The following is a 14055-nucleotide window of genomic DNA, read 5'->3' on the forward strand; positions in this document are numbered from 1 at the left end:
ACCGATCATCGGGCAACAGGAGTCGTTCGCACCGCCTGGGGGGCGGCCCGCCACCGGCCGCCGGTCTCGTCCAGCGCCGTCCGGAGCTGCGTCAGGAAGTCACCGAATTGCACCGCCGAGGCCCCGTCCAGCACCCGACGCATCAGGGCCGAGCCCACCGCGACACCGTCGGCGTACCCACCGGCCTGGGCCGCCTGCTGCGGACCGGAGATCCCGAAGCCGAGGACCACGGGCAGATCCGTGACCTGTCGCAGCGACGTCACCAACCGCTCGCCGGCCGCGCCCACCGTCGACTGCTCGCCCGTGGTCGCCATGACACTGACCGCGTAGACGAAGCCCCGGCTGCGCGTGGCGATCTCGTGCAGGCGCTGCGGCGTGGTCGCCGGGGAGGCGAGCAGCGCGAGGTCGACCCTGTTGCCCGCCGCCGCGGTGGAGACCGGCTCGATCTCGTCGACCGGCAGGTCCGGCACGATCAGACCGTCCACTCCGGCATCGGCGAGCGCGGCGCAGAAGCGGTCGGCTCCGGCGTGCAGGACCAGGTTGGCGTAGGTGAACGCGATGAGCGGCACGGGCAGTGTGAGCCGGGTGACCTCGTCGAGGATCTGCCGGGTGGTGACGCCCCGCAGCAGTGCCCGGTGCGACGACTCCTGCACGACCGGTCCGTCCAGGATGGGGTCGGAGAACGGGAGGCCGATCTCGATGGCGTCGGCGCCCGCGTCCACGGCGGCCCGCAACAGGTCGGTCCAGTTCCCGGTGACGCCGCCGGTCACGTACGGCACGAGCAGCTTGCGGCCGGCCGCCCTGGCGGCGCGGGTACGGGTCTCCAGTGCGTTCACGACAGCTCCATCAGGGTGGCCATGTCCTTGTCGCCCCGCCCGGAGAGCGTGAGCATCACCGTCGAACCTGGGGGGACCGTGCCGTCACCGACGGCACGGATCACCCACGCGACCGCGTGGGCGGATTCCAGCGCGCAGAGGATGCCCTCCGTGCGGGCCAGCCGGTGGGTGGCGGCGAGCACCTCGGCGTCGTCCACGGTCACGTAGGTGGCCCGGCCCGAATCGGCCAGGTACGCGTGCTCCGGTCCCACCCCCGGGTAGTCCAGACCGGCGGCGATCGAGTGGGCCTCGCTGATCTGCCCGTGCTGGTCCTGGAGCACCAGGGAGCGGAAGCCGTGCAGCACGCCGGGGGTGCCGGCGCTGATCGCGGCGCCACCTGCCGCCTCGACACCGACCAGCCGGGCCGGCGTGTCGATGAAGCCGGCGAACGTGCCGGCGGCGTTGGACCCGCCACCGACGCAGGCCACGACGTAGTCGGGGGTGCCGGCGACGAGGTCGGCCGCGCACTGCGCGCGGGCCTCGTCGCCGATCACCCGCTGGAACTGGCGGACCATCCAGGGGTACGGGTGCGGACCCAGCACCGAGCCGAAGCAGTAGTAGGTGTCGTCGACGGAGGTGACCCAGTGGCGCAGCGCCTCACTGCAGGAGTCCTTGAGGGTTCGGCTGCCGGAGGTCACCGGCACCACCTCGGCACCCAGCATCTTCATCCGGAAGACGTTGAGCTGCTGCCGTTCGATGTCCTTCGCGCCCATCAGGACTGTGGTCGGCATGCCGAACAGGGCACCGGCGGTGGCGGTGGCCACGCCGTGCTGGCCCGCGCCGGTCTCGGCGATCAGTCGCCGCTTACCCATCCGCCGGGCCAGCAGCGCCTGACCCAACACATTATTGATCTTGTGGGATCCGGTGTGGGTGAGGTCTTCCCGCTTGAGCAACAGGTTGACGCCCAACTCCGCGGAGAGTCGCACCGCGGGCGTCAGTGGCGTCGGCCGGCCGACGTAGACGGAGAGCAGGTGGTTGAGTTCGCCCCGGAACAGCGGGTCCGTCCAGGCCTCGGCGAAGGCCCGCTCGACCTCGACACAGGCCGGAACGAGTGACTCCGGCACGAAGCGTCCACCGTAGTCACCGAACCTGCCGAGCGCCGAGGGCCGACGGGGGTCGACCTGGGCGGCTGGGCGTGCGGAGCGCAGGAGTTGGTCCACGACACATCACCTCACAGTTCTAGAACGACAAGGTCTGTATAGCAGGGAAACCGGTCGCTGTTCTAGATCTGTTGGAAAATGGTTCTAGAACAGTTTCGGTGGGCGCGCGGGATGGTCCGCCACCCCTCCCGTCAGCCCTGCGGTGCGCTGCCGATTCCGGACAGCCCGGTGCCGTCGCCGACCGCGTAACTGACCTGATGGCCGCTGACCTCGCGAATATTCATGATCACCACGCTGTTTCCCGCGAGGATCGCGACGTCGACAACCAGCGGGCGTCGGTCGGCGTCGCGAGTGATCCGCTCGCTCCGCATCGCCGGAACGCCTTCGGGTAGTCCGAGCAGGTGGCCGATGCGCTCGGGCATCAGCACCGGTGAGATCGTCTCCTCGGCCTGCACGGCCACCGCGCCCGCCCGCTCGGCGAGCACGGCGTACAGCTCGTTCTTCTCGAAGTCGACGCCCCGGAGCAGACCACCGAACGGCTGTGGGAGGTAGGACACCTGATGAATCAGCGGAGCGCCCCGGACGACCCGGATCCGCTCCAGCCGGAGCACCTCGTCGCCCGTGGGAATGCCCAACCGCTTGGCGACATCGTCGGGCACCGCGACGGTCTTGCGGCCGAGCACCCGGGTCAGCACCTCGATGCCGCGCGCGCGCAGGTCATCGGCGAGGCTACGCAGATTGCCCATCGAGTACGGGACCGGCATCGCCCGGACGTAGGTGCCCTTGCCCGGAAACTGCTCCACCAGTCCCCGGTCACAGAGCTCGTCCAGAGCCTGCCGCAACGTCATGAGGCTGACGCCGTACTCCTCGCTCAGGTGTCGCTGGCCGGGCAGCGCGTCGCCGGGAGCGAACTCGCCCCTGCCGATCCGCTTGATCAGGTCGTCGCGGATGACCATGTACTTCGGGGTCCTACCCGGAATGACGCGCATGCCTTACCCAGCCCTGAGAGTCGTGACGGAGCGGGTCGCGCCGCCCGGTGAGGTGCGGAGCTTCACGTCCTTCTACCGATGTCAGCGTATGGCCGACCTCCGTCACCGCCTACGCACGGGTCGCGCCGAGTGGCGGACCAACCGCCCGTGGGCGGTGGCGGGCCGCCACAGCCGTGGACATCCCGCCAGGGCACGGCTCAAAACTTTACAGTTGTTAGGTGAGCATGTAAGTTAACGGATGTAAGTTCAAATCCGTACCGCAGAGATGGGAATTCTCATGACGACCGCGACCGCGCTCCGCACCGACCACACCGCCCTCGCCCGCCCCGCCGATCGCATCGGTCGTGGGCTCGCGGCCGTCGCCGCCCTCGCCACCGTCGTGGCGTTCGTCAACGGGCTCCTGCTGACCCTCGACGCCCCCGACGACCGCCTGTTCATCGAGGGCTGGCGAGTCTCCAGCTTCGCCATCTTCGCCGGGCTCTTCGCCCTGCTCGCGTTCCGGCCACGCCAGTCGGCCGGCGTCTGGGAGATCGTGCTCGCCGGCAAGACCGCCCTCGTGGTGTTCGGCCTGGCGATCGGCGACGTTGCCGAGGCACGCCTCTCGGCCATCATCGACATCGGGCTGGTTGCCGTGGTCGCCGCGGCCTACGTGCTCTGCCGCGGCTGGCTGGCCTGGCGCCCCGCGACCAACCCGACCCGATGACGAAAGCCGAGCGCCCGCCACCGTCGCGTGACGGTGGCGGGCACCCCGATGATCAGTAGGGCTGACGGATCAGCACGACGGCAGGGTGACCAGCGCCAGGTTGGGGTCGACGCCGGTGGTGTACGCGGCACTGAGCACGTAGAGGGTGCGGCCACGGACGGCCACCGAGGTCGGGTTCTGCAACCCGTCGGCACCGCTCACCAGCGTTCGCGAACGGCCGGCGGCGTCGATGCTCACCAGCGTGTTCGGCCCGTTGAGGGCGGCGACGACCTGGTGGTCGCCGGCGCCCACGAAGGCGAAGTCGTCGATGCCGACCAGGCCGGTCGCCACCACCCGGACGGGTCCGGGACGGCCGTGCCGCAGCGGGATGCGCAGCAACGTTCCCTGGTCGAGATTCGTCACCCAGATCGCGTCGGGGCGTACCTTGAGGCCGTTGGCACCGAGGAAACCCGTCGAGGCGAGTTCGGGTGCCGAGGACCAGGTCTCGGCACGGCCACCTTCCAGGGGGACTGTCGAGATCGTGCCGAGCACCGAGTCGGTGAGGTAGAACCTGCGCGTCACCGCGTCGTACGCCAGGCCGTTGGGCAGTCCGGCAGCCGGCAGGGCGGCGATGCGCTGCGGTGCCCGGCCGGGGCGCAGCCGGTACAGGCCGGTGGTGGCGGCGTCACCGCTGGCGTAGAGGAAGTAGAGAGTGCCGTCGCTCATCCGGACGATGCCGGTGGTCAACGCGAACGCGAGCACCGGCGTGTTCACGCCGCCGTCGGCCGGTGCGGGCAGGGTCGCCAGGATCCGCGTCGCACCGGACGGGCTGACGGCGGCGACCTGTCTTGCGGCCGCGAAGGTGACGTACGCCGTGCCGTCCGGACCCAGCGCGATGTTCTCCGGCATCTGCCCGTTCGCCAGATCGAAGTGGACCGCGATCCGCGAGGGCAGCGGCGCGGTCGACGGCGCCGCCAGTTCGACGGCGGTCAGCCGTGCGGTCCCCGCCTGGGCGACGCCCGACGGTGCGACCGTCACGACGCCGACCCCGGCCGCCGCGAGAGCTACTGCGAGGGTCATCATTCTCTTGCGCATTTCTGTTCCTTTCGAAATAGCCGAATTGATTCGGCTGTCGTGGGCGCGAAGGGTCCGGCGCTCCTTTCGGAGCACCTCGTTTCGCGCGGTGGAAGAAGGGGCGCTAGTCGCGCATGACCGGCTGCTGGCGCGTGCCGGCGCGGGAGGTGACGGCGCCGTGCACGAGCAGCGTCATCGCGGCGTGCGACGCCGAGCCGGGTTCCGTGGTGGCGACGACGACCGTCTGACCGTCCTCGGTCTGCAGGGCCTGCTGGGTCACGGTCATCGCGCCGACCAGCGGGTGGCGCATCTCGTACCGGCTGCCGCCGCCGGCCTTGACCCGGTGGTCAGCCCACATGGTGCCGAACTCCGGGCTCCGCACCGTCAACTCCCCCACCAGCGCGGCCAGCAACGGATCGTTCGGGTGCTGCCCGGAGACCATCCGCAGCGTCGCCACCACCGCGCGGGCCTTGGCGGGCCAGTCCACGTACAGGTCGCGGGTGTGCGCGTCCAGGAACACCAGCCGTGCCATGTTCGGGCGCTGGCTCGGCCGCTCGGGGATCCGGTGGTCCAGGTGACCGGCGAAGAGGGCATGGCCCCCGATGGTCCAGGCCAGCACGTCGGCACGACGACCGAGCACCAGCACGGGTACGTCACCGAGCGTCGCGACGAGTTGGCGTACCGCAGGGCTCACCCGCTCCGGCGGCGGACGCCGCACGGCGGACCGGCGACGGGTCCCGGCCGCGAGTTCGCTCAGGTGGCGACGTTCCGCCTCGTCGAGTCGCAGTGCCCGGGCGAGCGCCTCGAGGACCTCGGGTGAGGCGTTGACGGCCTGCCCCTGCTCCAGGCGCGAATAGTACGAGGCGCTGACACCGGCCAGGAGGGCCAGTTCCTCCCGGCGCAACCCTTGGACGCGGCGCCGGTCGCCGTACGTCACCACGCCGGCGTCCTCCGGGCTCAACTGGGAGCGTCGGGCCTGGAGGAAGTCGCCGAGCTGTCCTCTCGCGTTCATGACTCGAAGTATTGCGACCTCGCCTCGCCGCAACCACATCCTGCCAGGGATAGGTTGAAGCCGGTCAGACCAGCCGGCGCCTGATCCACCAGAGGGAGAACAGCGACAGTGCGGCGGTCAGCGCGAACAGCACGCCGAACTCGCGCCATTGCAGGATCCAGAACCTCGAGCCGGGCACGTAGACCACCTCCTGTCTGAGGTTCTGCTTCTCCAGCCACCTCGGGCACGTCTCGCGGTCCCGGGGGGCCAACGGGCCGCACTGGGTCATGTCCGCCGGACCTCGGAACTCCGCTCCGGTCGCGGTGATCGTGGTGCTCGACAGGACCCAGTCGCCTCTGCGGTCGGGCTCGAGTTGGATCCTCATCTCCCCGCTGTCGGGGCTCAGCGACAATCCGTACTCCCCGTCCACCCGCAGCGGGGTGACCGTGGTGCTCGGCTGGGCCAGCCAGGGGCGCACCACGAACGGCGCGGCGATCTGGAGGCTGACGATGACCAGTAGGGTCACCGCCATCGCGGCGACGGTCCGCCGCAGCAGCAGCCCGGTCGTGACACCCACCAGGAACGCCAGCGCCGCATAGCCGACCGGCACGATTCCTCGGGCCGCGAACACCAACGGGTTCATCCGGTCCGCCGTGGCTCCGTCGATCGGCTGCGCCCATCTGCTCAGCATCAGGCTGAGCAGGCCCGCGCCGAGCGCGGCGGCACCGCCGCCCACCGCCAGCTTCACCAGCAGCCATCGGCCACGACTGACGGACTGGCTGAAGACCATCCGGTACGTGCCGGACTCCAACTCCCGGGCCACCAGCGGCGCCCCCCAGAAGATGCCCACGAGGGCGGGCAGCAGATACAGGACTGCGATGGCTGCGATGTGGAACTCGCTCGCCCACCCCGGTTGCAGTGCCTGGAGGAAGGCTTCGCCCGCGGCGCGGCAGGCATCGCCCTGGCAGCCGGTGTATCCGGTCCGCGAGGCCAGTTCCGTCACCTCCGACCAGGTCAGCGCCAGGCCGCCCAGGACCACCACCAACAGGGCGCCGGTGGCCAGGGCCGGGATCCGGAACTGCCGCCAGGTCATCCAGATCATCGCTGTCCCTCCAGCATCCGGTCCGGCCCGTTGCCGGCGGCTCCGCTCATGTACGCCAGCACGATGTCCTCCAGGTCGAGCCGGTCGACCTGCCAGGACGGGTCGTCGATCGGCGCGGTGCTGCGTACCACCAGGGTCGACTGCACGTCCGTGTGACTCTGCTCCACCAGGGCCCGCCCGACGCCCAGGTCGGTGGTGTCGCGCCGCTGGCCGACCAGGCGGTGGTGGGTGGCGAGCAGGTCGTCCACGTCGCCGGCCACCCGTACCCGAGATTCGACAAGCACGATCAGGTAGTCGCAGACCCGCTCCAGGTCGGCGACCAGGTGCGAGGACATGACGATGCTCATGCTCTGCTCGGCGGTCAGTTCCATCAGCCCCTGCAGGAAGTGGCGCCGGGCGAGCGGGTCGAGTGCCGCCACCGGCTCGTCGAGCAACAGGAGACTGGGCCGCTTCGCCGCGGCGACGGTCAGTGCCAGTTGGGCGCGCTGGCCGCCGGAGAGCTTGCCGGCCTTCTGCGCCGGGTCCAGGCCGACCTGGGCGATTCGTTGCTCGGCGAGCGCAGCGTCCCAGGACGGGTTGAGGTGCGCGCCCATCAGCAGGTGGTCCGCGACGGTCAGGCTGGGATAGACCGGGGTGTCCTGCGCGACGAACCCGACCCGCGGCGACCCGCTGACCGGCCGCGCACCGAGCACCTCGATCCGCCCCGCGGTCGGATCGAGCAGCCCGCAGGCCAACTGCAACAGCGTGGACTTACCGGCGCCGTTCGGCCCGACCAGGCCCACGACGTGGCCAGCCGGGATGTCCAGGGTGCAGTCCCGGAGAGCGGTACGCCGTCCGTACCGTTTGGTCAGACCGTCCGCGCTCAGCGCGTTAGTCATGCTCGGGCCTCCGAAAACGCCCGAAAACTGCTCAGGAAGAGCGCCTCGATGCTCTCGTCGTCCAGGCCCGCCTCCCGAGCCTCGGTCAGCCAGCGCGTCAGGTCCTGCCGCAGCGGTTCGTGCTTGCTCAGCGAGTCGCCGCCCAGCGTGCGGGTGACGAACGTGCCCAGCCCTGGCCGGGCCATGACCAGGCCCTCGTACTCCAGCTCGCGGTACGCCTTGGACACCGTGTTCGGGTTGATCGCGACCCGGGCCACCACCTCCTTGATGGTGGGCAGCTTGTCGCCCTCGTTCAGGACACCGAGCCGGAGCGCATGCCGTACCTGCTGGATGAGCTGCATGTACGGCGCGACCCCGGATCGCAGGTCCAGGTGAAACTCGATCACCTCACCACCTCAATCTACTAGGTGCCTAGTAGATTAGGGCAATCGTGAGCGGCCCGCCAGCCCTCGCCGGACCGCCGTGCGGAATGAGCCGGCGACCGCCCGGCCGGCCGGCCCGATCGCGTCGTGCGCCGCCACGATTGCGTTGGTAACGATGGGCGGGCCACGCCACCCCGTGGAACCATGCTTCGGACACATGTTGGACAATGCCCAGGTCATCGGAGAGGATCTATTCCGTGAATACCCGCTCCACCGCCGCTCAGCGAACCGCCGAAGACGCGAGCCCGGACCAGATCGCCGACGACGACCGGACACCGGACGGGCGGGGCCGGTGGCGCTGGGCGCGTCACGAATGGACCCTCGCAGCACTGGGCAGTCTGCTGCTGTCGGTCGTGCTGACCTGGCCGACGATGCGACACCCGGCGAGCACGATCCCCAACGACCTCGGCGACCCGACGTTGCAGGCGTGGCAGGTCGCCTGGTCGGGCCACGCTCTCCTGAACAGTCCGGCCAACCTCTGGGACTCGAACACGTTCTTCCCGGAGAAATACACGTACGCCTACAGCGACACCCTGCTCGGGTACGCCCCGATCGGGATGCTCGGCTCCGGCTTCGAGGCGGCCGTGATCCGGTACAACGTGCTCTACGTGCTGCTGCACGCGCTCGCGGCCTTCGGGGCGTACGTGCTGGCGCGGCAGCTCGGCGCGAACCGGTGGGGCGGGGCGGTCGCCGGGATCGCGTGGGCGTTCGCGCCCTGGCGGTTGGCGCACGCCGGTCACCTCAACATCCTGTCCAGCGGGGGCATCGCGCTGTGCCTGGCGATGCTGGCCCGTGGACACGGCTGGTCGCTGCGCCACGGTTACCGGCCGGAGCGACGGCGGCCCGGCTGGGCGTTGGCCGGGTGGCTCGTCGCCGCCTGGCAGGTCACGCTCGGTTTCGGCATCGGGCTACCGCTTGTCTACTTCCTGCTGGCCGCGGTGCTGGTGGCAGCCGGCTGTTACGGCTGGTCCTGGTGGCGCAAACGGGAGCGCCCGCCGTTCGGTCGGCGGTTGCTGTTCGCGGATCTGGGCGGCGGTGCCGTGTTCGGCGCGGTGACGGTGCTGCTCGGTCTGGTCTACCTGCGCGTCGTCGACCTCAACCCGCAGGCCGAGCGGGGGCTGGAGTGGACGAAGATGTTCTCCCCTCCCCTCATCGGGTTCGTGACCGCACCGGGTGACTCGTGGTTGTGGGGTGAGCGGCACGCCGCCGCACGCGAACAGCTGTCCTGGCCGCCGGAGATGGCGCTGCTGCCGGGGATCACGCTCATCGCGCTGGCCGCGGCGGGACTGTTCATCTCGACGTACCGGGCGCGGCACCGGGTCGCGCTGGGCCTCGGCGTGCTCGGCACGGTGCTGTTGGGCCTGGGCTCGACCCTCGGCGGTGACGGAGACCCGGGCTACCTGACCCTGTCCACCGCCCTGCCGGGCTGGGACGCCCTGCGCACCCCGGGCCGGATGATGCACTGGACCAGCCTGTTGCTGGCGCTGCTCGCCGCCGGGGCGGTGACGGCACTGGCCGAATCATCGGGTCAGACCTCGGCATCGTCGGACCAGCCCTCGGCCCGCCGCTGGACGCGGGCGCTCATGCCGGTGGTCCTGCTGGTGCCGCTGGCCCTGGTCACCCTGGAGGGCGTCAACCGGACACCCCACCCGACGGTGACGGCGCCACCGGCCGCGATGCGGGCCGCGCAGGACCCGATCCTGGTGCTGCCCGCGGGCGGCGTGGGCGATCTGACGTACATGTTGTGGACGACCGACGGGTTCCCCCGGGTGACCAACGGGCTGGCCGGGTTCGAGCCGGTCAGCCAGGCGCAGACCCGGGTCGCGGTGGCATCGTTCCCCGACGCCGGCAGTGTGGCGTACCTGCGCGGGATCGGCGTGCGGTCGGTGGTGGCCGTGCCGGACCGCACGGCGGGGACGCCGTGGGACGGCATCGCGGCCCGGCCCATCGACGGGCTGGGCATCACTCGGGAGGATCTCGATGGCACGCTGCTCTACCGCCTCTGATCGGGAAGGCGCCGCGAGCCCGGACGGCGGATGCCCGATCACCGGCCGGGCGGGGTGAGCGGGGTGCGGTTGTCCATCGTGGTGCCCTGCTTCAACGAGGAATCGTCGGTGGAGCGGTTGCACGAGACCGTCACGGCCACGCTCGCCGAGCTGTCGGACCTGGACGTCGAGGTGGTGTACGTCGACGACGGCAGCGAGGACGGCACCCTCGAGGCGTTGCGCCGGCTCGCCGCCGCCGACCCGGCGGTCTGCTACACGTCGCTGAGCCGCAACTTCGGCAAGGAGGCGGCGATGCTCGCCGGCCTGCAACGGGCCACCGGCGACGCGGTCGTCATCATGGACGCCGACCTGCAACACCCGCCACGGCTGCTGCCCGAGATGGTGGCTCTCTACCGGCAGGGCTTCGACCAGGTGATCGCCCGCCGGGACCGGCGGGGTGACCGGTTCGTCCGCATGGTCGCCTCGCGGTCCTTCTACCGTGTGATCAACTGGTGGATCGACGTGCGCCTGCAGGACGGGGCGGGCGACTTCCGGCTGCTGTCCCGCCTGGCCGTGGACGCGATCCTGGCGATGCCGGAATACAACAGGTTCTCCAAGGGACTGTTCTCCTGGATCGGCTTCCGCACGGTGGTGGTGGCCCACCGCAACGAGACCCGGCAGACGGGGCGGAGCAGGTGGACGTTCGGCAAGCTGTTCAACTACGCGTTCGACGGCCTGCTGTCGTTCAACAACCGGCCCCTGCGCCTGGCGATCTACGGCGGCATGTTCCTCACCCTCATCGCACTCGTCTACATGGCCTGGGTGGTCGCGGACGCCATCGAGAAGGGCATCGACGTTCCCGGGTACACCACGATCATCGTCAGCGTGATCGGGCTCGGCGGCATTCAGATGACCATCCTGGGGGTGATCGGGGAATACATCGGCCGGATCTACTACGAGACGAAGCGCCGGCCGCACTATCTGGTGCAGGAGACCGAGCGCCTGGTCACCGAGACGGGCGAGTCGCCACGGATGCCGTCGCAGCCCGCGGCGCGATCGACCGATCGGGGCCACCAGGCGGTGCCAAACCGGGACGACCCGTTCCGCAGGCCCTCCCCGCGACCAGCCGCCGGAGAGGCGACGACGGGCGACGCTGGCTGAGCCCCGTGACAGTGGCCGGTTCGACGAGGGCACCCGATCCACGCGGGTCATGCGAGACTCGTGCCGGCACGACGGATCCGGGGAGGGCAGCGGGTGGCTGAGGACGGGCCGACTCCGGTCCACCTGCCGAAGGTGCTCGACGGTCTCGCCGAGAACCCGGCGCTACCGGTCGAGCTGGTCCGCCGGCTGGTGCGCCACCGCCCTTGCTCCGATGGCGTGGCCAGGCACGCCGACCTGCCCCCGGACGTGATCGAGGAGATCCTCGCGTCGGACGATCACCGCCTGCTGCACTCACTCGCACTCAACCGCCACCTGCCGCACGCCGTCCGGATGCGGCTGACGGCGTACGCCGACCCGGCGGTCCGAGCTGCCCTGGTCGTGGGCGCCTGGGACGCGCCCCGCGAGCTGCACGAACGGCTGATCGACGATCCGGGGCCGCGAGCACGGGAATACCTCGCGCAACGCGACGACGTGCCGGCCGATCTGCTCGCCCGCCTCGCCACCGATCCCGAGCCGACGGTCCGGGCCACGCTCGCACGGTGGTGGACGCAGGCACCCGAGGCGGTCCGGCGGGTCCTGCTCACCGACCCCGTCGACAGCGTTCGCGCGGCGGCCTGCTCGACCTACTACGCACGGCTACCGCATCCGGTGCCGCCGCCCGACCTCGTGGCGCGCCTGCTCGACGATCCGGTCACCCGCACCGGCGCCGTACGCCACGCGGTCCTGACCCCGGCCCTGGCCGCCCGGCTGGCCGCTGACCCCGACCACCAGGTCCGCCGGCAGGTGGCCGAGCACCCGCAGCTCCCCCCGTCGGTGCGGGACGTGCTCGCCGATGATCCCAGCGCGAACGTGCGGGTGGGGATCTTCCGACGCCCGGACACGCCCGAGCCGACGCGTCGCCGCATCTACGCGGCCGTCCAGCAGGGCGAGCGCCCGCTCACCGACGTCCTCGGCGGCGACCTCGACGACGACGAGGTGTTGCAGCAGTTCGAAGACCACCTGGCCGTCTCCGAGCTGCGCCACCTGCGGCTGGACTGGGTCACCGCGGACCCGCTGCCCCACGTGTCCTCCCTTTACATCTGCTTCCGGCGTTCCGCGGCACACAGCCCGGCGCTGCCGGCCGACGCGGTCCTCCGCCTGCTCGACGACGACGACAGTGGCGTCCGTACGACAATGGCCAGGCACGCCCCACACCTGGTCGACCCGGCCACCGCCGAGCGCATCGATCGCGGGTTCCGGTCGGACAAGAAGACCGACTGGCGTCCCGCCGACGTCCTCCCGCTCCCGGCATCGACCCTGCGCCGGCTCGCCAGCGACCCGGATCCTCGCATGCGCAGTCTGGCTCCCCGAGATCCGGACCTGCCCGTCGAGGTGGCCGAACGCCTGGCCGCCGACCCGGACAGCACGGTCCGCCAGACTGTCGCCGGGCATCCGCGACTACCGGCCCACGCGCGCCGCGCCCTCCTCGCGGACGACAGCGAGTTTGTGGCGCGGACGGCCGCCGCGGCACCGACGCTGCCCGTTGCCGAGATGGAGCGACTGCTCACCCTCGCCGGCGTCTGACGGATACCGCGTCTCCGTCGCCACCATCCCCCGACGTCGCCACGGAGTCGGCTCCGCTGCAAGGCACCTCTCCCGCGGACGGGGCGTAGCGGTGGTAGTAGCCGGTCAGTGCGACCGCCAACGAGATCGACCACAGTGGAAACAGGCACCAGCCCAGGCCGCCGGCTCCCCAGTACGCCCAGTCGTGGACCGGCTCTCCCCACGCCTGAAACGTGTCGAGCTGACCGGGCAGGTCCACTCCCAACTGGTCCAGCAGCAGCCCGCGACCGAACCCGAAGATGCCGACGACGGCCGACCCGCCGAGCAGCAGCGGAAACCACATCGGCACGACCCGGCCACGCAGCACCGGGATCCAGCGTGGAAACACCCTGCCCCAGCGACAGAGCAGTCCAGCGGTCAGCACGGCACCCGCCGTGGCGAACGACGCGAGGGTCGGCTCGATGTACACGTTCTCCGGCTGGTTGCGCAGCAGGGACCTGACGAAGGGTTCCGGTGCCCCGAGAGCCCAGCCCCGAGACCAGGCCACCCGGATCACCGCGTACGGCAGTGGGCACGCGATCGCCACGAAGGTGGCGATCCGGCCCGCCCGGATCCAGGCGGCGCGACGACGTCGCAGAGCACCCGGGTCGTGGTCGCTCGTGGCGTCGGCGTAGGCGACGCTCGCCAGGACGAACAGGGCCGCGCCGGCCGCCGCGACGACCTGGAACAGCGTCGGCCAGTCCGCCCGCAGCCAACCGATCGGAAGAACGCCCAACGGCGGCAACATCACGATCATCCGTCCGTCCAGCACGACGCACACGATGACCGCCGCGACGCCGACACCACCGACGATCCCGGCTCGACGTCGAGTCGGTCGGCGGTCCCGTCCGTCGAGCCGCCCGGCCACGACGAGCGCCACCACACCGAACACGGTGATGAGCGGGCCACCCACGGCACGCTCCAGGCCGGCCAGGAGCGACGAGTAGTCCGGCCCGGTGCGGTCGTTGTGACCGAAGGGGTAGCCGGCCCCGCCAGAGGACCAGAAGATGCCCAGCACGACGAGGAACCAGGCCCATCCGCTCGCCGCGGCCGCTGCCCACCGCCGCCAGGACCGCCGCCCGCCGTTGCGTGCCACCGATGCTGTCATGCCGGTCAGTGTCGGCCACCGGGGACGGGCTCGACATCTGCCGTACGGGGTGGACCGGCGGCCTCGAACCGCTCGCCCTCTACCGGTCGGGAGACGCGCCGGCACGT

The 14055-nt window shown here is 70.9% G+C and carries 13 protein-coding genes; 4 read left to right on the forward strand and 9 right to left on the reverse strand.

All coding sequences use genetic code 11. The annotated features are described in order from the left end of the window. Positions 1 to 5: 5 nt before the first annotated feature. The 3 genes from trpA to AB0O48_RS16025 form a co-directional block, all read right to left on the reverse strand. Positions 6 to 836 (reverse strand): tryptophan synthase subunit alpha, encoded by an 831-nt coding sequence (gene trpA, locus AB0O48_RS16015; protein ID WP_357570351.1) that lies wholly within the window; start codon positions 834 to 836, stop codon positions 6 to 8. Further along, positions 833 to 2023, reverse strand: coding sequence for a tryptophan synthase subunit beta (gene trpB / locus AB0O48_RS16020; protein WP_357240659.1), 1191 nt, complete (start codon positions 2021 to 2023; stop codon positions 833 to 835). Before trpB ends, trpA begins: the two co-directional genes overlap by 4 nt. Before the next feature lie 143 nt (positions 2024 to 2166). Then, on the reverse strand, positions 2167 to 2964 hold the full coding sequence (locus AB0O48_RS16025; protein WP_357570352.1) for a GntR family transcriptional regulator: 798 nt from the start codon (positions 2962 to 2964) through the stop codon (positions 2167 to 2169). 277 nt (positions 2965 to 3241) lie between these two features. Here AB0O48_RS16025 and AB0O48_RS16030 point away from each other — a divergent pair, with 277 nt between their 5' ends. After that, on the forward strand, positions 3242 to 3667 hold the full coding sequence (locus AB0O48_RS16030) for a hypothetical protein (RefSeq protein ID WP_365066181.1): 426 nt from the start codon (positions 3242 to 3244) through the stop codon (positions 3665 to 3667). Between the two features lie 69 nt (positions 3668 to 3736). On the opposite strand, the gene AB0O48_RS16035 is transcribed toward AB0O48_RS16030, so the two are convergent. The 5 genes from AB0O48_RS16035 to AB0O48_RS16055 all read right to left on the reverse strand — a co-directional run bounded on the left by AB0O48_RS16035 (position 3737) and on the right by AB0O48_RS16055 (position 8077). Continuing rightward, a complete protein-coding gene (locus tag AB0O48_RS16035) occupies positions 3737 to 4741 on the reverse strand; it encodes a hypothetical protein (protein ID WP_357239920.1) in 1005 nt (334 codons plus the stop codon). 103 nt (positions 4742 to 4844) lie between these two features. Next, on the reverse strand, positions 4845 to 5732 hold the full coding sequence (locus tag AB0O48_RS16040) for a helix-turn-helix transcriptional regulator (RefSeq protein ID WP_357570355.1): 888 nt from the start codon (positions 5730 to 5732) through the stop codon (positions 4845 to 4847). A 64-nt stretch (positions 5733 to 5796) separates the two neighbouring features. After that, entirely contained in the window at positions 5797 to 6813 is a 1017-nt protein-coding gene (locus AB0O48_RS16045; RefSeq protein WP_365066185.1) for an ABC transporter permease subunit, read from the reverse strand. Next, entirely contained in the window at positions 6810 to 7691 is an 882-nt protein-coding gene (locus tag AB0O48_RS16050; protein ID WP_357239926.1) for an ABC transporter ATP-binding protein, read from the reverse strand. Before AB0O48_RS16050 ends, AB0O48_RS16045 begins: the two co-directional genes overlap by 4 nt. Next, positions 7688 to 8077: a GntR family transcriptional regulator gene (locus AB0O48_RS16055; RefSeq protein ID WP_357239929.1), complete on the reverse strand. Its 390-nt coding sequence runs from the start codon at positions 8075 to 8077 to the stop codon at positions 7688 to 7690. The genes AB0O48_RS16050 and AB0O48_RS16055 overlap by 4 nt, the downstream gene beginning before the upstream one ends. 290 nt (positions 8078 to 8367) lie before the next feature. Here AB0O48_RS16055 and AB0O48_RS16060 point away from each other — a divergent pair, with 290 nt between their 5' ends. The 3 genes from AB0O48_RS16060 (at position 8368) to AB0O48_RS16070 (ending at position 12822) form a co-directional block, all read left to right on the forward strand. Further along, positions 8368 to 10119 carry a hypothetical protein gene (locus AB0O48_RS16060; RefSeq protein ID WP_357240661.1) on the forward strand — a complete coding sequence of 584 codons (1752 nt, stop codon included), beginning with the start codon at positions 8368 to 8370 and terminating at the stop codon, positions 10117 to 10119. Between the two features lie 54 nt (positions 10120 to 10173). After that, complete coding sequence (locus AB0O48_RS16065; RefSeq protein WP_365066691.1) at positions 10174 to 11259, forward strand: glycosyltransferase family 2 protein; 1086 nt, start codon at positions 10174 to 10176, stop codon at positions 11257 to 11259. 93 nt (positions 11260 to 11352) lie between these two features. Next, positions 11353 to 12822: a hypothetical protein gene (locus AB0O48_RS16070; protein WP_365066190.1), complete on the forward strand. Its 1470-nt coding sequence runs from the start codon at positions 11353 to 11355 to the stop codon at positions 12820 to 12822. Here AB0O48_RS16070 and AB0O48_RS16075 read toward each other — a convergent pair. Then, on the reverse strand, positions 12803 to 13948 hold the full coding sequence (locus tag AB0O48_RS16075) for a hypothetical protein (RefSeq protein WP_365066192.1): 1146 nt from the start codon (positions 13946 to 13948) through the stop codon (positions 12803 to 12805). The genes AB0O48_RS16070 and AB0O48_RS16075 overlap by 20 nt on opposite strands. Positions 13949 to 14055 lie beyond the last annotated feature (107 nt).

The sequence above is a fragment of the Micromonospora sp. NPDC085948 genome (assembly GCF_040686315.1).
Taxonomy (GTDB): Bacteria; Actinomycetota; Actinomycetes; order Mycobacteriales; family Micromonosporaceae; genus Micromonospora.

Coding starts and splice junctions, on each gene's coding strand:
- AB0O48_RS16030 (WP_365066181.1), top strand. CDS start 3,242: ATGACGACCGCGACCGCGCTCCGCACCGACCACACCGCCCTCGCCCGC.
- AB0O48_RS16075 (WP_365066192.1), bottom strand. CDS start 13,948: ATGACAGCATCGGTGGCACGCAACGGCGGGCGGCGGTCCTGGCGGCGG.
- AB0O48_RS16025 (WP_357570352.1), bottom strand. CDS start 2,964: ATGCGCGTCATTCCGGGTAGGACCCCGAAGTACATGGTCATCCGCGAC.
- AB0O48_RS16050 (WP_357239926.1), bottom strand. CDS start 7,691: ATGACTAACGCGCTGAGCGCGGACGGTCTGACCAAACGGTACGGACGG.
- AB0O48_RS16045 (WP_365066185.1), bottom strand. CDS start 6,813: ATGATCTGGATGACCTGGCGGCAGTTCCGGATCCCGGCCCTGGCCACC.
- AB0O48_RS16035 (WP_357239920.1), bottom strand. CDS start 4,741: ATGCGCAAGAGAATGATGACCCTCGCAGTAGCTCTCGCGGCGGCCGGG.
- AB0O48_RS16040 (WP_357570355.1), bottom strand. CDS start 5,732: ATGAACGCGAGAGGACAGCTCGGCGACTTCCTCCAGGCCCGACGCTCC.